At 47.1% G+C, this 23,860-nt stretch carries 18 protein-coding genes and 1 tRNA gene; 6 read left to right on the top strand and 13 right to left on the bottom strand.

Features of this window, described 5'->3' with window-relative positions:
- Positions 1 to 120: 120 nt before the first annotated feature.
- A complete protein-coding gene (locus tag AAE250_RS14900) occupies positions 121 to 2,658 on the bottom strand; it encodes an adenosylcobalamin-dependent ribonucleoside-diphosphate reductase (RefSeq protein WP_294598255.1) in 2,538 nt (845 codons plus the stop codon).
- A 340-nt stretch (positions 2,659 to 2,998) separates the two neighbouring features.
- On the opposite strand from AAE250_RS14900, the gene AAE250_RS14895 reads away from it, so the two are divergent.
- Positions 2,999 to 3,733, top strand: a complete 735-nt coding sequence (locus tag AAE250_RS14895) for an NADPH-dependent oxidoreductase (RefSeq protein ID WP_294598252.1) — start codon at positions 2,999 to 3,001, stop codon at positions 3,731 to 3,733.
- Between the two features lie 130 nt (positions 3,734 to 3,863).
- Here AAE250_RS14895 and dnaA read toward each other — a convergent pair whose 3' ends face one another.
- The 3 genes from dnaA to AAE250_RS14880 form a co-directional block, all read right to left on the bottom strand.
- On the bottom strand, positions 3,864 to 5,249 hold the full coding sequence (dnaA, locus tag AAE250_RS14890) for a chromosomal replication initiator protein DnaA (protein ID WP_294598249.1): 1,386 nt from the start codon (positions 5,247 to 5,249) through the stop codon (positions 3,864 to 3,866).
- Positions 5,250 to 5,599: 350 nt separating this feature from the next.
- The gene (locus AAE250_RS14885) at positions 5,600 to 6,493 is read right to left on the bottom strand and encodes an MlaD family protein (RefSeq protein ID WP_294598246.1); all 894 of its coding nucleotides are present in this window, start codon (positions 6,491 to 6,493) and stop codon (positions 5,600 to 5,602) included.
- Between the two features lie 13 nt (positions 6,494 to 6,506).
- Positions 6,507 to 7,745, bottom strand: coding sequence for an N-acetylmuramoyl-L-alanine amidase family protein (locus tag AAE250_RS14880; RefSeq protein ID WP_294598243.1), 1,239 nt, complete (start codon positions 7,743 to 7,745; stop codon positions 6,507 to 6,509).
- A gap of 164 nt (positions 7,746 to 7,909) precedes the next feature.
- Here AAE250_RS14880 and AAE250_RS14875 point away from each other — a divergent pair, with 164 nt between their 5' ends.
- Entirely contained in the window at positions 7,910 to 8,863 is a 954-nt protein-coding gene (locus AAE250_RS14875; protein ID WP_294598240.1) for a transporter, read from the top strand.
- Between the two features lie 64 nt (positions 8,864 to 8,927).
- Here the strand turns inward: AAE250_RS14875 and AAE250_RS14870 are convergent, their stop codons facing one another.
- Complete coding sequence (locus AAE250_RS14870) at positions 8,928 to 9,881, bottom strand: glycosyltransferase family 2 protein (RefSeq protein ID WP_294598237.1); 954 nt, start codon at positions 9,879 to 9,881, stop codon at positions 8,928 to 8,930.
- 50 nt (positions 9,882 to 9,931) lie between these two features.
- A complete protein-coding gene (locus AAE250_RS14865) occupies positions 9,932 to 10,312 on the bottom strand; it encodes a GtrA family protein (protein WP_294598233.1) in 381 nt (126 codons plus the stop codon).
- Positions 10,313 to 10,398: 86 nt separating this feature from the next.
- Here AAE250_RS14865 and AAE250_RS14860 point away from each other — a divergent pair, with 86 nt between their 5' ends.
- From AAE250_RS14860 to AAE250_RS14850, 3 genes are all read left to right on the top strand, one after another.
- Positions 10,399 to 12,117: an ArnT family glycosyltransferase gene (locus AAE250_RS14860; protein WP_294598230.1), complete on the top strand. Its 1,719-nt coding sequence runs from the start codon at positions 10,399 to 10,401 to the stop codon at positions 12,115 to 12,117.
- Positions 12,118 to 12,654, top strand: coding sequence for an HD domain-containing protein (locus AAE250_RS14855; protein ID WP_294598227.1), 537 nt, complete (start codon positions 12,118 to 12,120; stop codon positions 12,652 to 12,654).
- Between the two features lie 79 nt (positions 12,655 to 12,733).
- On the top strand, positions 12,734 to 15,475 hold the full coding sequence (locus AAE250_RS14850; protein ID WP_294598224.1) for a putative LPS assembly protein LptD: 2,742 nt from the start codon (positions 12,734 to 12,736) through the stop codon (positions 15,473 to 15,475).
- Between the two features lie 49 nt (positions 15,476 to 15,524).
- Here AAE250_RS14850 and ung read toward each other — a convergent pair whose 3' ends face one another.
- Both ung and asnA read right to left on the bottom strand, forming a co-directional pair.
- A complete protein-coding gene (gene ung / locus AAE250_RS14845; RefSeq protein WP_294598221.1) occupies positions 15,525 to 16,187 on the bottom strand; it encodes a uracil-DNA glycosylase in 663 nt (220 codons plus the stop codon).
- Between the two features lie 104 nt (positions 16,188 to 16,291).
- Positions 16,292 to 17,335 carry an aspartate--ammonia ligase gene (gene asnA, locus AAE250_RS14840; RefSeq protein ID WP_294598218.1) on the bottom strand — a complete coding sequence of 348 codons (1,044 nt, stop codon included), beginning with the start codon at positions 17,333 to 17,335 and terminating at the stop codon, positions 16,292 to 16,294.
- Positions 17,336 to 17,551: 216 nt separating this feature from the next.
- Between asnA and AAE250_RS14835 the strand changes: the two genes are divergently transcribed.
- Positions 17,552 to 17,624 (top strand) — tRNA-Arg (locus AAE250_RS14835).
- Between the two features lie 166 nt (positions 17,625 to 17,790).
- Here AAE250_RS14835 and AAE250_RS14830 read toward each other — a convergent pair.
- The 5 genes from AAE250_RS14830 to lysS all read right to left on the bottom strand — a co-directional run bounded on the left by AAE250_RS14830 (position 17,791) and on the right by lysS (position 23,652).
- Positions 17,791 to 18,540 carry an HAD family hydrolase gene (locus AAE250_RS14830; protein WP_294598216.1) on the bottom strand — a complete coding sequence of 250 codons (750 nt, stop codon included), beginning with the start codon at positions 18,538 to 18,540 and terminating at the stop codon, positions 17,791 to 17,793.
- Position 18,541: 1 nt separating this feature from the next.
- Positions 18,542 to 19,384, bottom strand: coding sequence for a BRO-N domain-containing protein (locus tag AAE250_RS14825; RefSeq protein ID WP_294598213.1), 843 nt, complete (start codon positions 19,382 to 19,384; stop codon positions 18,542 to 18,544).
- Between the two features lie 82 nt (positions 19,385 to 19,466).
- The gene (locus tag AAE250_RS14820; RefSeq protein WP_294598210.1) at positions 19,467 to 20,804 is read right to left on the bottom strand and encodes a glucose-6-phosphate isomerase; all 1,338 of its coding nucleotides are present in this window, start codon (positions 20,802 to 20,804) and stop codon (positions 19,467 to 19,469) included.
- A gap of 48 nt (positions 20,805 to 20,852) precedes the next feature.
- Positions 20,853 to 21,848, bottom strand: coding sequence for an NAD(P)H-dependent glycerol-3-phosphate dehydrogenase (locus tag AAE250_RS14815; RefSeq protein ID WP_294598207.1), 996 nt, complete (start codon positions 21,846 to 21,848; stop codon positions 20,853 to 20,855).
- 73 nt (positions 21,849 to 21,921) lie between these two features.
- Positions 21,922 to 23,652 (bottom strand): lysine--tRNA ligase, encoded by a 1,731-nt coding sequence (gene lysS, locus AAE250_RS14810; protein ID WP_294598204.1) that lies wholly within the window; start codon positions 23,650 to 23,652, stop codon positions 21,922 to 21,924.
- Between the last annotated feature and the right edge of the window lie 208 nt (positions 23,653 to 23,860).

Raw genomic sequence — 23,860 nt, 5'->3', positions numbered from 1 at the left:
TTTAGAAATAGCAATAGCTGCATTGATTATGCAAGTATAGAAAATATTCCTCATAATCATGCAGCTACCATTATCTAAGTCATTTAAATTCCTATGCAAACGTTTGTGCTTGCCACGAACCTACCCGCAACGCGAAGCACCGCAAGTCTTGCAGATGAGGCAACCTTCCTGGTAAACCAGTGTCTCGTTGCCGCAATTCGGGCATTTCTTGCCTTTGGCTTCCGTGCCGTCCTGGATGTATTTCTTCAAGGCGCGTTCCACACCATTCTTCCAGGTGTTGATGTTTTCGCTGTCCAGTTGCAGAGAACCTACCAGCTTGATTACTTGTTCGATAGGCATGCGGTAGCGCAATACACCGGAAATCAGTTTGGCATAGTTCCAGTACTCTTTGTTGAACTTCTCGGACAGACCTTCGATGGTGACTTTGTATCCGCGTTTGTTCTCGAACTGGAAGTCGTAACGCTTGTTTCCGTGCTCGTCCATATTCTTGATGATGTGTCCGGATACTACGTTCTTCGGCAGGATGATGCCTTCATCGTCGTCCAGTACACCGGTGAAGATTTCGTAAGGATGATTGTCCAGCAAACCGACGAATGCCACCCATTTCTCTTTGTTGTTCTGGAAACGTACAACGTCTGCTTCGAGCGTCTTGGGACGTACTTCCACAACCGTAGGCGGCTTGCATGGAGGAAGATCTTCCTTCTTGTCGCTCTTGGTGGAGATGAGCACGCCCGAGCGGGAGCCGTCGCGATAAACCGTACAGCCTTTGCAGCCCGATTTCCAGGCTTCTACGTACAAGCGGTTTACCAAATCCTCGTCCACGTCGTTCGGCAGGTTGATGGTCACGCTGATGGAGTGGTCTACCCATTTCTGGATGCGGCCCTGCATCTTGACTTTCATCAGCCAGTCTACGTCGTTGGAGGTTGCTTTATAATAAGGTGATTTTTCTACCATGGCGTCTACTTCTTCCTGCGTGTATCGTTTGGCAGGATTGTAGCCTTGCGCTTCCATCCAAGTAACGAACTTGGGGTGGAAAACGATGTATTCTTCAAAAGCATCCCCGGTTTCGTCCACAAAGTCTACATGGACATTGGTGTCGTTCGGGTTTACTTTGCGTCGGCGCTTGTAGACGGGCAGGAATACCGGTTCGATGCCGGAAGTGGTCTGCGTCATCAAGCTGGTGGTGCCGGTCGGTGCAATGGTAAGACATGCAATGTTGCGGCGGCCGTACTTCTTCATTTCCTCGTACATCTCCGGATCGGCTTCACGCAAACGGTTGATGAACGGGTTGTTCTTCTCGCGTTCGGTATCATAGATTTCGAAAGCACCGCGTTCTTTTGCCATTTCTACGGATGAACGGTAGGCGCTGAGAGCTACGGTCTTGTGAACTTTCTCAGAGAATTCGGTTGCCTCTTCGGTGCCGTAGCGCAGCCCTAAAGCGGCGAGCATGTCGCCTTCGGCTGTGATGCCTACACCGGTACGGCGTCCCTGGCCGCTCTTCTTGTAAATCTTCTGCCACAAAACGCGCTCAGTGTGCTTCACGTCTTCGTTTTCGGGGTCGGTGTCTATTTTCTCCATGATGCGTTCGATCTTCTCCAGTTCGAGGTCGATAATATCGTCCATGATGCGTTGAGCCAACGTTACATGTTTCTGGAACAATTCGAAGTCGAAGTATGCATCCGGTTTGAACGGATTTACTACGTATGAGTAGAGGTTGATGGCAAGCAGACGGCAGGAGTCGTACGGACACAAGGGGATTTCGCCGCACGGGTTAGTCGATACGGTGCGGTAGCCCAGGTCTGCATAGCAATCGGGAACGGATTCTTTTATAATGGTGTCCCAGAACAGTACACCGGGTTCTGCCGATTTCCATGCGTTGTGCACGATTTTTTTCCATAATGCAGATGCGTCGGTTTCTTTCTTGGTAGTCGGCTCTGCGGCGTCAATCGGATATTGTTGCGTAAATGTTTTCCCGTCAACGGCGGCTTGCATGAAGTCATCGGTCAGCTTAACGGAAACATTGGCGCCTGTAACTTTGCCTTCGGTCATTTTGGCATCGATAAATGCTTCTGAGTCCGGGTGCTTGATGGATACGCTTAACATCAATGCACCGCGGCGTCCGTCCTGGGCCACTTCGCGGGTTGAGTTAGAGTAGCGTTCCATGAAAGGAACCAGGCCGGTGGAAGTCAGTGCCGAGTTCTTTACCGGAGAACCTTTGGGGCGGATGTGAGACAAGTCGTGACCTACACCACCGCGGCGTTTCATTAATTGTACTTGTTCTTCGTCTACTTTAAAGATAGCACCGTAGGAATCAGCTTCGCCGTCTACGCCGATCACAAAACAGTTGGACAGAGAAGCTACCTGATAGTTGTTACCTATTCCGGTCATCGGGCTTCCTTGCGGAACGATGTACTTGAAGTGGTTGAGCAAACCGAAAAGTTCCTCCGAACTTAATGGGTTAGGGTACTTTGCCTCGATGCGGGCTACTTCATTGGCTATTCTCCAATGCATGTCTTCCGGGGACTTCTCGTAAATATTCCCGAAAGAATCTTTGACTGCGTATTTGTTTACCCAAACTCTGGCAGCCAACTCATCGCCTTGGAAGTATCGTAAAGATTCTTCGTAGGCTTCGTCATAAGAATAAATTTTCTTTTCCACGATGCTTGTATCTCTTAGATTTATTTGTTAATAAGTAAATTTGTAGAAGTCATACTTATCGTTAACAAATGCGTTTGCAAATCTATGAATGTTTTCTAACCTGGCAAAATAAAAATAGATGTTTTTATTAACCGAATAAGAGTTTTCTGTTTTACAATATTAATTTATTGATTAATAATAGGTTGTTGCTTTTGGAATACTCGAAAGTTTCCTAAAAGATAAATTATGAACAAATTATTAGTAGGGATTGTTTTCCGTTTCTGGAATTTAAGATGAACTTTCCAGGTGAGTTTGAGTGTATTGTCTTGAGTTTGTGCTATCTTTGCAAAAAAAAGAAATAATGGAAAGCTTGAAACAAAGAAAAACGATCCGAAAATATCAGCAGAAAGATATTTCTCCTGATTTGTTAAATGATTTGCTCGAAACTTCTTTCCGTGCTTCTACGGTTGGAAACATGCAGGTCTATAGTGTAATTGTGACGCGTGACGCTGAACGCAAGGCGAAACTGGCCCCTGCTCATTTCAATCAACCGATGGTGCAAACGGCTCCGGTAGTCCTTACTTTCTGTATCGATCTGCGCCGTTTCAGTAAGTGGTGCAAGCAGCGCAAGGCCGAACCCGGATATGATAACTTTGAGTGGTTTGTAACAGGAGCTGTAGATACGCTGTTGGCGGCACAAACCTTTTGTGTGGCTGCCGAAGAGAAAGGATTGGGAATCTGCTATTTGGGAACTACCACTTACAATCCCCATCTGATTATCGAAGCGCTCGAGTTGCCCGAATTGGTTTTTCCTATCACTACAGTGACCGTAGGCTGGCCTGATGAATCGCCGGCTCAGGTAGATCGTTTGCCGTTGGAGGCGATTGTACACGAGGAAACTTATCATGATTATACTCCGGAAGATATTGACCGATTGTATGCTTATAAGGAATCACTTCCCGAAAATAAACAATTCATATTGGAAAACAAGAAAGAAACCTTGGCTCAGGTCTTTACAGAGGTACGGTATACCAAGAAAGATAGTGAAGCGATGTCTGAGGTTCTTTGGGAGACGATGAAGAAACAAGGATTCTGATTGGTGATAAGGCAGCTTGTCATTCAGAGCGTAGCGAAGAATCTACTTTCCTTTTTATGTATATAGAGAAGAGATTCTTCGCTACGCTCTGAATGACAGAATGATATGCTTGTCTCTTTTTAAAACGTCATTATTGTTTCTTCAATGATGCCTGAATTTCATCAATTTCCGCCCGGAACGACTTGTCTACTTCCCTCAGTTCTTTGATAGTCTTGCAAGCGTGCAATACGGTAGCATGATCTTTGTGTCCGATCAGTGCTCCGATTTTGGCTGTTGAGAAGTCTGTATGGTTCTTGGCCAGATACATGGCTATCTGCCTTGCCTGTACCACTTCGCGCTTTCTGGATTTTGTATGGATGGTTGCAGTATCCAGTCCGAAATGCTTGCATACGGTAGTGATAATGTCGTCTACGGTTACAGCCTTGCTTTCGCTATGTACCACCTTGCGGACGATACGTTGCGTCAGTTCCAGGTCTATCTCCTTATTATATATGGTAGAGTGCGCCATGATGGAAATAACGATGCCTTCCAAGTCGCGTACGCTGTCGCCCACGTTCTCTGCAATGTAATCGATGACTTCCGGTGGGAATTGCAATCCGTCGCGGTGTATTTTGTTGCGCAAGATGTTCTTGCGAAGTTCTACGGTCGGTTTCTCGAGTTCTGCCACCATTCCCCATTTAAAACGCGTGATGAGGCGCTCTTCCATGCCTTGCAGTAATACGGGAGCACGGTCGGAAGTGAGGATCAGTTGTTTGCCGTTCTGGTGCAGGTGGTTGAATATATGGAAGAATGTATTCTGCGTCTTGGTAACGCCGGCAAATTCCTGAATATCATCAATAATTAAAATGTCAATGGTCTGGTAGAAGTTGATAAAGTCGTTAGTGGTGTTGTTGCGTACAGAATCTGTATACTGTACCTGGAACAGGTGGGCGGATACATACAGTACCCGTTTTTCCGGATATAGTTCTTTAATTTTAGTTCCGATGGCATTGGCAAGATGTGTTTTGCCCACACCGGAAGCTCCGTATAAGAACAGGGGATTAAAGATTGTTTTAGCCGGATTCAGTGCGACGGCTTCAGCTACGCTGCGCGACAGCTTGTTGCTATAACCTTCAATAAATGTTTCGAAGTTATATTCCGGGTTCAGGTGCGGGTCGAGCTCGGGAACCGGAATCTGAGGGATTTTCTTATCCATCACCTGCTTCTGCGGGATGATGGTACGCTGCGTGGATTCCAAGTCGACGGTTTTCCGTGAACTCTTATCCACCATAACGTTATACATCAATTTCGTCCCGTCACCAATAACCTTATAAAGAGTTTTCCGCAACAAGTCTACAAACTTGTCCTCCAAAAACTCATAGAAGAACTGGCTGGGTACTTGTACAACCAGCGTTTTGTCCTCATATTTTAAGGGGATGATGGGCAGAAACCATGTTTTGTATGTCTGCTCCGGAACATTGTCTCTGATAATTTCAAGACAGCGGTTCCACAGCCCGACATGATCTATCTCACTCATAACGGCTATAACTACATTTATTAATTAAGCAAAACTTCTACGAATGCAAAATTCGCAATCTTATTCGAGAAAAACAAATCCTTTTTTTCTTGCGTTTTTGGGGAAAGCAATAAGCGCTTTACTTTCAGTAACTTATCACTTCCAGTGAAAAGCTCTTTGTTTGGAGTACTATTGCAATTATATAACATTCTGTATTGCAGATTATTATGCTCGATTTTCTTCTTTATTTTTCTTTTGCGTCTGAAGTGGAAAAAAGCCCTTTCAACTCTGTATGTAGAGCAAATGAGGGCTTTTCTTTCAAATCTTCCAGCGTCTTGCTATTTAGACGAAATCTATATAATAGTAATTTTCTACTTGTCTTTTTTGCCGAACAAAGAGAAATGAACGTACCGTTTTGGATGCGATTTTAAGTCTTCCAGCAAGCTTGCTGCATTGGCGGTAGTGGCATTTAAATTGTTGTAAAGAGACGGGTCGTTTAACAGGAGTCCGATGGTGTTGTCTTTTTGATTCAGTTTGTCTGTAATCATTTTTACATTGTTCAGCGTGGAGTCTACTTTTTGCATCGCTGCTGCATAGTCAATTTCTTTCAGATTGCTGGAAATAAGTACAAAGTTATCTCCGATGGTGTTGAGTTTGCCGGTCAGTTGCGGGATGTCGTTTTTCATGAGCGACTGCAATTGGTGGCTTGCACCGTTCATGCTTGCCGTTAAGTCCTGTATGTTATGCAGGGTGGCAGGTATGGAAGGGTCGGCAAGTACGGTGTTCAGAGACCCGAGGATGGAGTCCAGTTTGGGTAGCATTTTCTCCAGTTGTGGCAGCATGTCGGCAACTTTTTCCATCATACCGTTGTTCAGCACTCCGGGAATGGTGTCTCCTATCTGATATTTTTCCCGTGGGTTGTTGGCCAGGAGCAGATTCATTTTCACTCCGCCCAGCATTTCGGCTGTCAATTCGGCTGTACTTCCTGTGGGGATGCGCAGTTCCGGATCGACGTCAATTTCTGCTACAACTTTTCCCGGCTGGGTGTAGTCGTAGTACAGGTCGCGTACAATACCAACGCGGAAACCATCTGCAAAGACCGGGCTCGATTTAGTCAGTCCGTTGACGTTTTGGAACTTCACGTAGAAATAGCTGGAAGGCTTGAACATGTTGATGCCTTTCAGGTAATTGATGCCATATACTAATACGCAGAGTGCGGCTATGCCCGCTATCCCTATTCTGACTTCTTTGGTGATATACTTCATGATGTATCTTCTGTTATTTATTTCTGTTCTTTTTAAATTCGTTGATTGCGGCGTTTACGTTTGTCTTTTCTCCGTTTTTGAAGGCTATGATAAAAGCATCCTTAAACTGGGCTGTAATGCTACGTTTGGTGCGCAACACCTTATTGTAATCGGGCGATGCGCCGTAGGTATATTTATATAATCCACCTTCTTTATAATAATCCACATCTTTCAAGCCTTTGAGCCTTTTGTCGTTTTTGGCCAAAGGTCGCGAAGAGGTGAGTATCTGTATCTTAAACACAATGCCACTGCGTTCTGTTTGAGCCGTGGCTGCTTTTTCTGCTTGTTGGGGGCGCTGAGGGGCTTGTTTGGGCTCGGAATGTGTAGTTTCCTTTTTCTCTGCTTCCGCAGTTGTGCTGTCTTTCTCTTCCTGCATTGCCGGTTCGGGCACATCTTCCGGCAAAATGGTATTACTGTTCCCGTTCAGGCGTATTTCCTGCTCGCGCTTGTAAGTCAGGAAAGCCCGGAAGATGCCGTTGGCAAGTGAGGTCGTTCCTGCTTCTGTATTCAGATATCGTTCTTCTTCCGGTGTGGAGATGAATCCGAGTTCTACCAGGATGCTTGGCATGGCGCTGGCTTTTAGTACCAGGAAGCCTGCTTGGTGTACGCCGCGGTCATTGCGCTTGCACGTATGGCGGAAATGCTTCTGCACGAGCGATGCCAGATGCACGCTTTGCGACATATATTTGTCCTGCATGAATTCAAAAATGATGTAAGACTCCGCTGAATTAGGGTTGAAACCTGCATATCGTGTTTTATAGTCGCTTTCGTAGAGGATAACCGAGTTTTCCCGTTTGGCTACTTCCAGGTTGGCATCCGATTTGGCAAGACCCAGTGTCCAGGTCGAAGCCCCTTGGGCTGTCCGGTTTTTGGCCAGGGCATTGGTATGGATAGAGATGAACAAGTCGGCCTTGGCGTTGTTGGCAATCTCGGCGCGGCGGTCGAGGGGGATGAATACATCCCGGTTGCGTGTGTAGATAACTTTCACATCGGGACAATTCTTCTGTATCTGTTTGCCCAACTTGAGTGCTACATTCAGATTGATATTTTTTTCTTTGGATATTTTGCCTATTGCGCCGGGGTCGTGGCCGCCATGACCTGCATCAATAACGACAACAAAGTCCTTTGCTTCAGCGCTGCCCGTACAGAAGGGAGAGACAAGCAGCCCTAAGCATATACCTATATATAATATGTAGCGTCTGTATAGTTTCATATAAAAGTCGCTGCAAATGTAGTGGAAATTTATAGAAAACTGATGGTTTGTGTTTAAGTTTTGTTCCGATTATACTTATTTTTATGGATTCAGAGGCTTTGCCAGGGTTCAACGTATTGATAATATACGTAACTTTGCGCGGAAAATAATAACAGTAGACAGGTATGATCCTTCGTTTTTTGAAAAACTGGACGTTGCCTTTGGCAATGATTGCGGGTACTTTGGGATATTTCTTTTTTGCAAAGATTCCCTTTGTCGCTCCGGCCAAACCTCTCGTGAACGGATTGGTGGCGTATCTCACTCCGTTTCTGATTTTTGCGCAACTCCTCCTTACTTTCTGCAAGGTAGAGGTGCACGAGTTGAAGCCCAAATCATGGCATGGCTGGTTATTGTTGTTTCAGACGGTTTCTTGCTTGGTAGTTGCGGCTTTACTGTTGTGCTGTCCTATGGAGGAGGTTTACCGGGAAGTGTTCGAGGGAGCGATGGTCTGCCTCATTTGTCCTACGGCAACTGCTGCTGCAGTCATCACCGGAAAGTTGGGCGGCAGTGCATCGAGCCTGACTACTTATACATTATTATCCAATCTTCTGGCGGCAGTGGCGGTTCCGTTGGTATTTCCTTTGGTGGAGCCTCATGCCGATATCTCTTTTATTGTTGCATTCCTGAAGATTTTGAGTAAAGTATTCCCATTGTTGCTTTGTCCTTTCTTTCTGGCTTGGTTTCTGCGGGCATTTGTGCCGAAGGTTCATCATTTTCTGTTGGGTTTTCACGATGCTGCCTTTTACTTGTGGGGTGTGGCGCTTGCCATTGTCTCCGGACAGACGGTGCGCTCGTTGGTCAATAGTGAAGCACCGGTGTTTGTCGAAGTGCTGATTGCTTTGGCAGGATTGATAACCTGCTGCATCCAGTTCTATCTAGGCAAACGGATTGGCGGTCATTACAAAGAACGTATCAGTGGCGGTCAGGCACTGGGACAGAAGAATACGGTACTTGCCATTTGGATGGCTTATACTTATCTGAATCCGTTGTCATCTGTAGGGCCGGGATCGTACGTGTTGTGGCAGAATATTATCAATAGCTATCAGTTGTGGAAAAAGAGGAAGAAGGAGATGAAATGATTTAAATCGGCAGCCACTGGCTGGCGATTTTGTATTAAATGAAGAATTGCTGTTGAGCGGTATCTTAGCGCAGCAGCAATTCCTCTTCGTTATACCGGGGACGGTCCTTTACTTCGATATAGATTTTACCGATGTATTCTCCTACGATTCCCAAGGATACCAATACCACACCGCCTACCAGCCAAACGGAGATCATCAGAGATGCCCATCCTGGTACGGTATCGTGTAGGAAATAAGCATGCAGTGTCCAAACGGTGACACACAAGGCTATCAGGATGAAGATGCACCCTAACCAGAAGATCATCCGCACAGGCTTGACAGAGAAAGAAGTAATTCCATCGATGGCAAAGTTCAGCATCTTCTTGAACGGATATTTAGACTCTCCTGCGAAACGCTTGTCGCGATTGTAATAGACGCAGGCAGTCTGATAACCGATAAGAGGTACCATGCCGCGCAGGTAGAGGTTGCGTTCGCGGAAGCGGCAAAGCTGCCGGATGGCACGACGGCTCATCAGCCGATAGTCGGCATGATTATAGATGGACTTTACTCCCATTATTTTCATCATCCGGTAGAAGGCGAGGGCCGTGGTACGTTTAAAAAGTGTATCGGTCTTGCGCTCCTGACGCACGCCGTAGACGATGTCGCATCCTTCCATATAGTGCTTCAGCATTTCGGGAATGGCGTTGATGTCATCTTGCAAGTCGGCATCTATGGAGATGGCGACGTCGCACCGTTCCTTAACGGTGTTCAGCCCGGCCATAAGTGCATTCTGATGCCCCACATTTCCTGCCAGATTAAGGCCGCATGCATACGGAGTATTCTGATGAAGCTCTTCGATGATGCTCCAGGTGCGGTCGGTGCTACCGTCGTTTACGTACAGTATGTAGCTTTCGGGGGCAATGCGACCCTCAGCTGTCAGGCGGTCGAGCAACTGGGTTAACCGTTTGTGCGTTTCGCATAAGACGGCCTCTTCTTTATAGCAAGGCACTACGATGGCAAGTACCGGAGATTTTTCCATAATCGATTATTCTTTTTGCAATATTCGTAAGAAATCATGAGAAATACAAATTATCTTCCTTTGTATTTGAAAACAAACCTCACCAGCAGGAAGTTTACCGGAATGGCAATGGCGAATACCGGTATCGGAGCCAGTGGCTTGGACAGGCCCAGCCAAAGGAATAAATTCAGCAATCCTATATGGAGCAGATAGTTGATCAGATGGGCTCCACCGAAGCCGAAGGCTTTCTTCCAGGATGCTTTTCTCCGGAAGGTGAAGAAGGCTGTCAGATAAAAATTGGCAATAAAGCTGAGTATATATCCTATGCTATATGCCATGTTGACGTTGATGACCCGCTGGAGCACAAAGTACAAGCCATAGTGCAGTCCGGTGGCAAAGGTACCTACTATAATGAAGCGGATAAATTCCGGTAACTGTTTCAGTCTATTCATATTCATAGAATTGAGATGACAAAGTTAGGGATTGTTACAGAATAATTTGTACTTTTGCGCACAGAAATCACTAAAAACAGAAATATATGTCGGATGATAGAAAGAAAGCGTTCTGGTTTATTGCATTACTCAGTGTGCTTGTGATACTCCCTTTCCTGGGAGAAACGATATTTTACTCTAAAGGAGAACCGCGTGAGGCGATTGTTGCCCTTTCGATGCTGGAAAGTGGCAATTGGATACTTCCGGTAAACTATGGTACTGACATAGCCTATAAGCCTCCTTTCTTTTATTGGGCGATTGCTGCTGTTTCTTCTCTTCTGGGGGGAGTGACGGAATATTCATCCCGCCTGCCGTCCGCCCTTGCGTTTCTGGCCATGCAGCTGGTATTTTTTACTTTTATAGCTAAGCGTAAGGATGTGAAGACTGCTTTTCTGGCCTCTGTTCTTCTTTTGTCTTCTTTTGAAGTGCATCGTGCGGCGCTGGCTTGCCGTGTCGATATGGTACAAGTGTCGTTCATTGTCATTTCCCTGTGTCTGCTGTTCCGCTGGGACGAGAAAGGATGCCGAGGCATTCCCTGGCTGGCTGTTCTGCTGATGGGATGTGCCACGCTGACCAAAGGTCCGGTAGGCTCTATATTTCCTTGTGCCTGCATAGGTCTGTATCAGTTGTTGCGCGGACGTGCTTTCTGGAAAACATTCTTTTTGTTGCTGCCCGTGGGGCTGCTTTCTCTGGTTCCTTATGCAGCGTGGATCGGGGCGGCCTATGTACAGGGAGGACAGTCTTTCATCGATTTGGTGCTGGAAGAGAATACAGGTCGTTTCATGGGTAAGATGTCTTATGACTCGCATGAGAATCCGGTATGGTATAACTTCCTGACTATCATTTGGGGATGGGTGCCCTGGACGCTGGTATTGCTTCTCTCCCTTTTCAGCCTGAAGTGGAAGAACATCAGCTGGTTGCCTGCGGGTGCATCTTTCGGCGAACGTATCAGGAAAGGATGGGATAAGTTCCGTGCACAATCTCCCTTGCAATTGTTTACATGGGTGGTCATTCTTTTCATTTTTATATTCTATTGCATCCCGAAGAGTAAGCGCAGTGTTTACCTGCTTCCTATCTATCCGTTTATGGCAGTGCTGATGGCTGATTATTTATTGGCTTTGGTGCAGCGTGGAGCAAAGGTGTTCAAGGTTTCTGCGGTAATATTTGCGTCTCTTTGCCTGATACTTACGACAGTTTTTCTGGCTGTGCGTTTCGGCTTGATACCGGACAGTATCTTCGGGACCGGACGCCATGCAGCCGAGAATGTAGCTTATATGCATGCTTTGGAAGAAGTCGCTCTTTCTATCCCCAAGTGGTGTCTGGTGGCGCTTCCTTTGATAGCAGCTGTCTGTACATGGGTGTCTGTTTCTAAACGGGCCGGTGCTTATTCTCTATTATATAGTGCTGCCGGATGTATGCTCTGCCTTTTTGTCTCTTTGGATGCTGTATATCAACCTACGGTACTTGCTGTTAAGTCGGATAAACACTTGGTTAAGCAGATCAGGGAACAGGTGCCTCAAGGGGTGGTCTATTCGTACGCCAAAATGAGCTTTTATGGTGCCAATTTCTATATGAACGACCAGATGCGGCACTTTGAAAAAGATTTGCCGTCCGGTGAAGGATATTTAGTGTTGCCGACGAAAGTAAAGGAATCGCTGTTCGAAGAATTCGGTGATAAATACGAGTTCGAAGAAATTTTCCTTACGACAAAGCGCAGTTGCGACTTGCGTGATAGAATTTATATGTATAAGTTTAAAGAGAAATAAATGTCACCTATTACGATTATTGATAAATATTATCCGGAAGATAATGAGTTGAAGCATATCCTGTTGGAGCATAGCCGCCAGGTGGCGGAGAAAGCACTCTGGATTGCCGACCGCCATCCGGAACTCCATCTGGATAAAGACTTTTTATATGAAGCCGGTATGTTGCACGACATCGGCATTTTTCTGACGAATGCACCGGGCATCTTTTGCTTTGGCGACCGGCCCTACATCTGTCATGGCTATTTAGGAGCCGATCTGATGCGCCAGGAAGGCTATCCCCGCCATGCATTGGTCTGTGAACGCCATACGGGGGCAGGACTCTCATTGGAGGAGATTATCCGTCAGGAATTGCCCGTGCCACATCGGGAAATGGTGCCGGTCAGTCTGGAAGAACAAGTCGTTTGCTTTGCCGATAAATTCTTTTCCAAAACCCGTCTGGATAAGGAAAAGAAAGTGGAAAAAGCCCGGAAAAGCCTGGAACGTTATGGCGAAGCAGGCTTGCAACGCTTCGATCATTGGTGCGAACAGTTCTTGTAGCAATCTAAATTTCTTTAAAAAGGGAGATTATCCGTATAAAATACGTACTTTTGCCCCTTCAAGCGTAAACTATTAGTTAATGACGCCATTGAAAGCAAATACATTCATATCATTCATACTACTATTCGTCTTGCTTCTTCTTCCTGATGAGGCCGCTTCTCAGCGTCGTGGAAGAGGAATCACGCCTGCCAATAATCCGACGGATTCTCTGCAACGTGGAGATACGTTGTCGGGGGATTCATTGCGGCATGACACGATAGCTGCGCCTCCCAAGAAGGAGGCACTGGATGCCCCCGTCGCTTATGAAGCGAATGACTCCATTGTATTTACCCAAGCCGGTTTTGCCAATCTCTACGGGCAGGGCAAGGTGACTTATCCCGGGGCAGATCTGGAAGCCGATGTCATTACCATGGATATGGACAACAATACTGTTTTTGCCCGTGGTGTGACAGACTCCATAGGCACCATAAAGGGTAGGCCGGTCTTTAAGGATGGAGACACGTCTTATGAAACAGATACCATCCGTTATAATTTCAAAAGTAAGAGAGGTATCATCAGCAATGTAGTCAGCCAGCAAGGTGAAGGCTATGTGACCGGTAACAATGCCAAGAAAGGAAATAATGACGAGCTCTATATGCGGAGCGGACGCTACACGACGTGCGACCACCATGAGCATCCCCACTTTTATATGCAGATGACCTACGCCAAGGTACGTCCCAAAAAGAATGTAGTGACGGGACCTGCCTATCTGGTGGTAGAAGATGTACCGCTTCCTCTGGCAGTTCCGTTCTTCTTCTTCCCGTTCTCAAGCAGTTATCAGTCCGGCTTCCTGATGCCTACCTATATGGATGACTCCAATCGTGGTTTCGGTCTGACGGACGGTGGTTACTACTTTGCCATCAGCGACCAGATGGACTTGAAGTTGAGGGCTGATATCTTCACCAAAGGTTCGTGGGCCTTGAATGCAGAGACAAACTATGTGAAGCGGTACAAATACTCCGGTCTGTTGCAGGCCAACTATCAGGTGACAAAAACAGGAGACAAAGGCTTGCCGGACTATTCGGTGGCCAAGGACTTCAAGATTGTTTGGTCGCATCGCCAGGACCCGAAGGCCAGCCCGAATTCAACCTTCTCTGCCAGCGTAAACTTCGCTACCAGTAGTTACGAACGTACTAACATTGGTAATATGTATAATTCGCAGGCAATGTCGCAGAATACCAAGACTTCCAGTGTCAGCTATTCGCGCAACTTCCCCGACCAGCATCTGAGTATTGCCGCATCAACTAATATTGCGCAGACCATGCGTGACTCTTCCATTGCCGTGACTTTGCCCGACTTGACGATTTCTTTGAGTACAATCTTCCCCTTCAAGCGTAAACATGCAGTGGGCGATGAAAAATGGTATGAGAAGATTTCCGTACGTTATACCGGTCGTTTGAAGAACAGTATTAAGACCAAGGACAACATGCTGTTCAAATCCAATCTGGTGAGAGATTGGGAGAATGGTATGCAACATGAGATTCCGGTAAGTGCAACTTTCACGCTTTTCAAGTATTTCAACCTGACTCCATCGGTCAATTATACGGAGCGTTGGTACACTCGTAAAGTGACGAAAGATTGGGATGACCAGCGGCAAGTAGAGGTGAACGACACTACTTATGGTTTTCACCGTGTGTACGACTACAGTGCCAGCTTAGGTGTCAACACCAAGATTTACGGTATGTACAAGCCCATCTTCCTTCCCAAGAAAGAAATTCAGATTCGTCATGTCATTACTCCTTCCGTAAGTATCAGTGCCGCACCGGACTTTACTTCTTCTCGTTTTGGCTATAACGGTTCGTATATCAAAGAGATGCAAGGTGGTGTACGCGATACCGTGAGCTATTCCTATTATGCCGGTCAGGCTTTCAGTCCGCCGAGTGGAGGAAAGCAGGGGACGATCTCGTTCAACATCTCCAATAACCTGGAAATGAAGTATAAGGATAAGAACGACTCTATCCGGAAGGTGAGTCTGATTGATGACTTGAGTATGGGTATCAGTTACAATACGGCAGCTGAGGTTCGACCGTGGAGTGACTTGAGCTTCAACCTTCGTATGAAGTTGAGTAAGAGCTATACGCTCAGTATGGCTTCTACATTTGCCACCTATGCCTACGAGTTCGATAAGGATGGAAAAGTGGTAACGGGTAATCGTACGGAATGGTCTTATGGTCGTTTCGGACGTTGGTCGGGTTATGGTACCTCTTTCAGTTGGACGGTGAATAATGATACCTGGAAGAAGATAAGAGGTTTCTTCACCGGCGAAAAGGTAGATGATGAGAAGGATAAGAATAAAGATAATTCTTCAGCCGAAGATGAGGATAGCAGTGACGAAGATGGTACCGATGGAGGCACTCCCAAGAAGAAAGTAGAGAAGGCCACGGCAGATGCCGATGGTTACCAGGCTTTCAAGATGCCTTGGTCCATCAACTTCAGTACCGGTTTTAATATTACGGAAGATAGAACAAAGCCTATCAACCGGACGAGCATGCGCTATCCGTATAAGTTCAGTCTGAACTCCCTCAATATAAACGGTAACATCAAGTTAACCAATAAATGGGCTGTCAGCTTCAATTCCGGTTATGACTTTAATGCGAAGGAGATTACGCAGACGGCTTTCAATATCAGCCGTGACCTGCACTGCTTCACTATGACTGCCGCTCTTTCACCCTTTGGCCGGTGGAAATACTACAACTTTACGATCCGTGCTACCGCACAGATTCTGCAAGACCTGAAGTGGGAGCAGAGAAGCCAGACGCAGACTAATATCAAGTGGTATTAGCAGAAAATGATAAGATGATAAAAGTAATAAGTGATAGAGTGGTAATGTTTTACCACTCTATTTCTTTTTCTCCATGTTCCCTCAGATAATCGTTGGTTTTGCTGAAATGCTTGTTACCGAAGAAGCCGTTATAGGCAGAGAGGGGAGAGGGATGTGCGGAAGTCAGTACCAGATGCTTGTTGCGGTCGATAAAAGCACCTTTGCGTTGCGCGTATGCTCCCCAAAGGATGAATACAAGGTGCTCTTTCCCTTCGGCAAGGGAGCGGATGGCGGCATCGGTAAATGTTTCCCAGCCACGGTTCTGGTGAGAGCCTGCCTGGTGGGCACGTACGGTAAGCGTAGCGTTGAGCAACAGCACACCTTGCTCTGCCCAGCGGGTAAGGTTGCCGGTAGCGGGAGCATCGGTACCGATATCATTCTTTATTTCTTTGAAGATATTGACTAAAGAGGGCGGGAAAGGAACGCCGTCGTTCACGGAGAAACAAAGTCCGTGTGCTTGTCCCGGTCCGTGATAGGGGTCCTGACCGATAATTACCACTTTTACTTTATCGAAAGGGCAGAGGTTGAAAGCGTTGAATATCAGCTTTCCCGGGGGATATATGGCATATTTTCCATACTCGTCCCGCACGAAGTCCGTTAAGGTGCGGAAGTAATCTTTCTCAAATTCGGGTTGCAAGTGTGCTTTCCAGCTTTCTTCTATCTGAACATTCATAATTGGATTTATTAGTAGTTTGGGATGCTAAAGTACAAAATAAAAAATAAAGTCCAACCTTTTGAGGGGTTGAACTTTATAATATATTGCAGGATAAGTGTATATCAAATCAAATGGATGTTGTGTTCCTTGCATTCCTTGCGCATATCTTCCGGCCAGATGCTGGCTTGTATTTCGCCGATATGCGCTTTGCGCAGGTAGAACATACACAGGCGTGACTGTCCGATACCGCCACCGATGGAAAGCGGCAACGTGTCGTCCATCAGGCGCTTGTGGAAGTAGAGCTCCAGGCGCTTTTCTTCTCCTTCCTGCTTGAGCTGGCGTTGCAAGGCTTCCTTGTCTACGCGGATACCCATGGAAGAAAGTTCGATGCTGCGTTGCAGTACATCGTCCCAGAGCAGGAGGTCGCCATTCAGTCCGGGCAAGTCATTCAGTCCGGCACTGGTGTAGTCATCATAGTCCGGAGCACGTCCGTCGTGCTTCTTGCCGTCGCCCAGTTTGCAGCCGATACCGATGATGAATACGGCGCCGTACTTCTTGCAGATGGCGTGTTCACGGCATTTGGGCTCCAAGTCGGGATAGAGCTGGCGTAACTCTTCTGCGTGGATGAAGTGCAACTTCTGCGGACAAGGCAGGCAAGGCTTGATTTGCGGGTACATCTCATATACCATATATTCCGTGCGCACCATGGCGGCATAGATGCGGGTTACAATTTCTTTGAGGAATTCTACCGTGCGGTTCTCGGCGGTAATAACACGTTCCCAGTCCCACTGGTCCACATAAAGGGAGTGCAGATTACCCAGTTCTTCATCGGCGCGGATGGCGTTCATGTCTGTGTAAATGCCGTATCCCGGTTCAATGTGATACTCGGCGAGTGTCAAACGTTTCCATTTGGCAAGGGAGTGTACTACTTCTGCTTGTGCGTCGCCTAAGTCCTTGATGGGGAAAGAAACGGCACGTTCCACTCCGTTGAGGTCGTCATTGATACCCATACCTTTCAATACGAAAAGCGGAGCAGTGACACGGCGCAGACGTAACTCAGAAGAAAGGTTCAGCTGGAAGAACTCTTTAATCTGTTTAATCCCTAATTCTGTCTGTTTTAAGTCCAATAAAGGTTTATAACCTTCCGGTGTTATCAGGTAGCTCATAAGTTTATAATATGTGTCTAATATTAAATTGATTGGCAAAGATATGAATAATATTAATACTTGCTTCTATTTTAGATTGAAAAATAACAAAATGTTCCTTGATTCCTTGTAGTCGTTCTCAAAATAACAGGAAGAGAAATGAAAGCAATGCGATAGAAAAAACACTCGAACGTTAGGAATGTGATGAGATTTTTTATACTTTTGCATCCGCATTAAGGCTCCGTAGCTTAGTGAATAGAGCGTCAGATTCCGGTTCTGAAGGTCCTGGGTTTGAGTCCCAGCGGGGTCACTACATAAGAAACTCCCTCTGCATGAGAACTTTGCAGAGGGAGTTTCTTTATGTATATTCAGTCTGTTCGAAACGCATCATGTGTTTGCTCTCAATAGATGATGTGTTTGCCCTTAACAGATGATGCGTTCAGCCCCAACAGATGATGCGTTTTTTATGAGTGAATTTAGGTTGCTACATTACTGCCTGAGGCGAGCGATTTGTACAACTCTTCCCAATCATCGCACAGCGCCTGCATCGATGGAAACAGCAGGTTGGCTCTGGCATCCAGCAGCACTTGCCCGTCCAGCGGACCGGTATTGACGGCTACGGTGAATATGCCTGCTGCCACTCCGGCCTGTACGCCGATGGGAGCATTCTCCACTACAATGGCTTCGTTGGCTTTGACGCCGGCTTTCTCCAATCCCATCAGATAAGGTTCCGGGTGTGGTTTGCCGTATTTCACATCGAATGCGGTCACCATGCGTTCACGCTCAAACATGCCGGGGAAGTTATGGACGAGGCGGTTCAGCAATGAGTGCTGTCCCGAACCGGTGACTAATATAGGGGTGAGCCCTGCGGCTTTTACTTTTTGTAATACCTCCCAGGCACCGGGCATACGTTCCGGTTCCGGGTTCTTGCTGAACTCTGCACTCTTCTCGGCATAGATGCTTTCTACCATCTCGGGAGTGGCATCCTTACCATACTGACGTTGGTAGATGATATTGATGGTAGAGGCTCCGGTACGTCCTTCGTGCAGATAAGCCTCTTCACGGCTCAGGTGCAGGCCATGGCGCTCCATAACCTTGTGCCAGGCATCGGCATGATAGGGCATGGAGTTGAACAGTACGCCGTCCATGTCGAAGAGTACGGCTTTCAGATTGATATTGGGGTGTCCGTATCTCTCCAGATAGCGGGCGATAGATTCTTCAAACATACTATTTATTTTCTTCTTTATCTGATTTTATTTGCAGGACACTCTTTGCATTTAAAGGGGATATGACAGAGTGCCCCAATTTACTTTCTAATTGTTCACGCGCAGCTCGTGCAACTTCTCCTCCCTCTTGGGCTATCTGAACATTTTCACCGAATCCGGTCGGATTCTTTTCTTTCGAGAGATCGGTGGTTGCTGCTTCGGCAAGCATATTCAGAATAAGTTCGGTATTTGTCATATTGTCCCGAAGGTTCTCTTTCTTCAATCCTTTGAATTGGCGATATTCTTTGGCTGTTTTATCTGCCCAGGTTTGATAGATGATGTCTGTGAGTGCGGCAAACTGAACGCCTTCTTGCATCCCGTTCCGCTTCCATTCATCGGTTAACTCTTTACGTACCTCAATGGTTTTGAGCCGTTGGTTGATCCAATTATCAGAATAGCCTAATGCTTTGTACTCCATCATAGCACGGTCGATGGTAAGTTCCGGATCTTGCATCTCGTCGAGGCGCTCTTTGGCAGTTTGGGCCATCCAGAGTTTGAAAGGTTCGGCTTTGGGAGAAGGGATGGACTGGATGAGGCGGAATAGTTGCTCGGTATCAGCGACATCAGTAAGCCGCATTTTGCCGTCGGCAGCTTGCATTTTCAAAGCGTGACAATTCGTCACGGTTTCATTTCCTTCTTCTTTAAGTCTTTGTTTCAACTTACGCCAATACGCAGCGGGGTCTACACTGTCAGTCAAGACAGCAACCACATCTACTATTGAGAAGTACCATTTCTCCTGCTCGTCATCCCAAACAGTTCTGATCTTCTTATCATGGAATACTTTTATAGCTTCTTTTTTTGTCATATCATTTGTTGTTTAGCGCCCACTAAGGTACAAAAAAAGCGCGGATAATGGAGTTCCGCGCTTCTATAATATTTACCTGTTTTTACAGTCTTGCCTGGATAGCTTTTGACTCTTCTTCGTAACCCGGCTTGTTCAGCAGTGCAAACATATTCTTTTTGTATGCTTCTACACCCGGTTGGTTGAAAGGATTCACGCCCAGGATGTAACCGCTGATGCCGCAAGCGATTTCAAAGAAATACAGCAGACCGCCGATGCTCTCTTCGTTCAATGCGGGGATAACGATACGCATGTTGGGTACACCGCCGTCTACGTGGGCCAACTGAGTTCCCAGTTCGGCCATCTTGTTCACTTCGTCCACGTGCTTGCCGGCCAGGAAGTTCAGGCCGTCGAGGTTGGCTTCATCCGAAGGAACTTGCAGGGAGTGCTGTGTCTTTTCTACAGAGATCACGGTTTCGTAGATGGTGCGTTCGCCTTCCTGAATCCATTGTCCCATAGAGTGCAGGTCGGTTGAGAAGTCTACGGCAGCAGGGAAGATACCCTTGTTTTCCTTACCCTCCGATTCTCCGTAAAGCTGCTTCCACCATTCGCTTACGTAGTGCAATTTGGGATTGAAGTTCACGAGGATTTCAATCTTCTTGCCATTCTTGTAAAGCTCGTTGCGGGTAGCGGCATAGATAGCAGCCGGGTTCTCGGCAAACGGAACATCTTTTCCGCAAGCCTTCTCCATAGCCACTGCACCAGCCACCAGCTTCTCAATGTCGAAACCGGCAATTGCGATAGGCAACAGACCTACCGGAGTCAGTACAGAGAAACGTCCGCCTACATTGTCGGGGATGATGAAGGATTTATAGCCTTCGTTATCGGCAGTGATGCGGGCAGCACCCTTCTTGGCGTCCGTGATGGCTACGATAACCTTCTTTGCCATCTCCTTGCCGCGCTGGTCTTCGCATTGCTTCTTCAGCAGACGGAAAGCCAAAGCAGTCTCGGTCGTTGTTCCTGATTTGGAGATATTGATAACGCCGAATTTCTTGTCCTTCAGGTATTCGGTAAGTTCGTACAGATAATCTTCACCGATGTTGTGTCCGGCGTACAGAATGACCGGAGCAGTCTTTTTGTCCTGCAACCAGGTGAAGCTGTTTGACAATGCTTCGATCACCGCACGTGCGCCAAGGTAGCTTCCGCCGATGCCGGCAACGATTACCACTTCGCAGTTGTCGCGCATTACCTGTGCAGTAGCCTTCAGGTCAGCCAGATGCTCCTTGCTGATGGAGGAGGGGAGGTGCAGCCAGCCTAAGAAATCGTTACCCTTACCGGTACCATTCTCCAATGCTTCCTGTGCAGCCTTTACTTGGGCTTCATAGGCGAAGACGTTTTCTTTGGAAATGAATCCAAAAGTCTTTTCAATGTTCAAACTAATCATAATATTCCAAGTTTTAAATTCAGTATTCGTTTTATCTTTATATTGCTGCTATCGGAACGAGTCCGTCAGCAGCTTAATTTCAATCATCGGCGAGATACGCTCGTACAAGATGTTGTAAACGGCATCCACTATCGGCATGTTGACATGGAAGTGCTTGTTGATTTCTTTGATACACTTTGTGCCGTAGTAGCCTTCGGCTATCATTTCCATCTCTATCTGCGCACTCTTCACGGAGTAGCCTTTGCCAATCATCGTACCGAACGTACGGTTGCGGCTGAAGTTGGAATACGCCGTCACCAGCAGGTCGCCTAAGTAAACAGAATCATTCACGTTTCGGTTCAGCGGATGCACCGTTTGCAGGAAGCGGTTCATCTCTTGTATGGCATTGGACACCAGCACTGCCTGGAAGTTATCACCATATTTCAGTCCGCTGCAGATGCCGGCGGCAATGGCATATACGTTCTTCAATACCGAGCTGTACTCTATCCCCACCACGTCGTTACTGACGGACGTCTTGATGAACGAACTTGCCAGTCGGCGGGCGATGGAACAAGCCTTGTCGGTGTCCGGACAAGCGATGGTCAAATAAGAAAGGCGTTCCAAAGCCACTTCCTCTGCATGGCAGGGACCTGCCAGTACAGCGATGTTTTCGGCCGGTACGCCATATTCTTTGGTGAAGTACTCCGATACAATCAGGTTGTCGTCGGGCACAATACCTTTAATAGCTGTGATGATGCATTTATCCTTTATTTTAGTCTTCAGCTTTTTCAGGTGCGACTTCAGATAAGGGGAGGGGGTTACGAAGATAAGTGTATCAGACTCTTTCACCACATCGTTGATGTTGGAGCTGAAGTTGATACGCTTGGTGTCAAATTTGACTCCCGTCAGGTAGGCAGGGTTGTGACCGAGTCGTTTGAAGTCGGTAATACGGTCGTCTCGCCGCATATACCAATTTATCGACTCCGCTTGGGCCAGTACCATCTTTGCAATGGCTGTTGCCCAACTTCCTCCGCCCATGATGGCTATCTTACCGGGTAGTTTCATATTGAATTAATAATGAAAAGTGAAAAATGAAAAGAGAAAAGGTAGCTTCCTATCCTCTTTTCATTTTTCATTATTAATCTTTAATTGAATTGATCCAACCCTGTACGTCGTTAACGCTCGGGTTTGCCAGTTCCAATTTATATTTCTTGTTGATGCCACAGATATCCATGTGGAGCTTCTGCGGATTCACGTCTTTCATATCACTTACCAGGTTGTAGCCTGCCTTTTGGATAACGGGTACCCAGTCTTCGGAGATGCCCAGTTCCATGAATTTGGCGGGAGCATCTTTCGGAGTAACCTTCTCGGGACGCATCTGCGGGAAGAAGAGCACCTCCTGGATGAACGCCTTGCCCGTCATCAACATGGTCAAGCGGTCGATGCCGATGCCGATGCCCGATGTGGGAGGCATGCCGTATTGCAACGCTTTCAGGAAGTCCTGGTCGATGAACATGGCTTCGTCATCGCCCTTCTCACTCAGTTGCAACTGGTCCTTGAAACGTTCTTCCTGGTCTATCGGGTCGTTCAGCTCGCTGTATGCGTTGGCCAGTTCCTTGCCGTTTACCATCAGCTCGAAGCGTTCGGTCAAGCCCGGTTTGCTGCGGTGCATCTTGGTGAGCGGACTCATTTCTACGGGATAGTCGGTGATGAAGGTGGGCTGTATGAAGGTACCTTCGCAGAACTCGCCGAAGATTTCGTCTATCAGCTTGCCTTTGCCCATCGTGTCGTCTATCTCCATATTCAGTTCCTTGCATATCTGGCGGATTTCGTCTTCGCTCTTGCCGTTGAGGTCGTGTCCGGTCTTCTCCTTGATGGCATCCAGGATGGGCAGACGACGGTAGGGAGCCTTGAAGCTGATGGTCTTGCCGTCGATTTCGGTTTCCGTACAGCCGTTTACGGCGATGCAGATGCGCTCCAGCAACTTCTCGGTGAAGCTCATCATCCAGTTGTAATCCTTATATTGTACGTAGAGCTCCATGCAGGTGAACTCCGGGTTGTGGTTCTTGTCCATACCCTCGTTACGGAAGTTCTTTCCGATTTCATATACACCTTCGAAACCGCCTACGATCAACCGCTTCAGGTAAAGCTCGGTGGCGATACGCAGATACAAGTCCATATCCAGCGAGTTGTGGTGGGTGATGAAGGGGCGGGCGCTGGCACCACCGGGGATGGATTGCAGGATCGGGGTTTCTACCTCGGTATAGCCTGCTTCGTCCAGCACGGCACGCATGGTTTTGATGATGATGGCACGTTTCAGGAAGTTTTCCTTTACGCCGTCGTTCACAATCAGGTCGACGTAGCGTTGGCGGTAGCGCAGTTCGGGGTCATCGAACGAGTCGTAGGCTACGCCGTCTTTATATTTCACGATAGGCAGCGGGCGGAGGCTCTTGGAGAGCACGGTCAACTTCTTGGCATGGATACTGATTTCGCCCATCTGGGTGCGGAATACGAATCCTTCGATGCCGACGATGTCGCCTAAGTCGAGCAAACGTTTGAACACGGTGTTGTACATCTCCTTGTCTTCTCCCGGACAGATGTCATCGCGGGTGATGTACACCTGGATGCGTCCTTTGGAATCCTGCAATTCGATGAAAGATGCTTTTCCCATGACGCGGCGGCTCATGATACGTCCGGCAACGGACACTTGGCGGGGCTCTGCTTCGTCTTTGAATTCAGCTTTAATATCGGTAGAAAAAGCATTGGTTACATACTCTGCTGCGGGATAGGGCTCGATGCCCATCGCGCGAAGTTCATTCAGACTGTTGCGTCGAATGATTTCCTGTTCACTTAGTTCTAATACGTTCATTTCGCTATATTTCACTCAATTTGGAGACAAAAGTACGAAACATTTTTCAGATAGCGAATCTTTTTACTTAAATAAAGCGAACAAAGGGGCGTATGGGGCTGATAAAGGGCACTTTCCACGTACGCCAAATATTGCTTTTCTTTGCATCATTATTGCTTGTCATCCGTATCTCCCTTTGCTGTCATCTCTCCCCCTATTCCCTTCGATG

Origin of the sequence: Bacteroides sp. GD17, assembly GCF_038448625.1 — a bacterium.
GTDB lineage: Bacteria > Bacteroidota > Bacteroidia > Bacteroidales > Bacteroidaceae > Bacteroides.
This window is presented reverse-complemented; position numbering and strand designations above follow the sequence as displayed.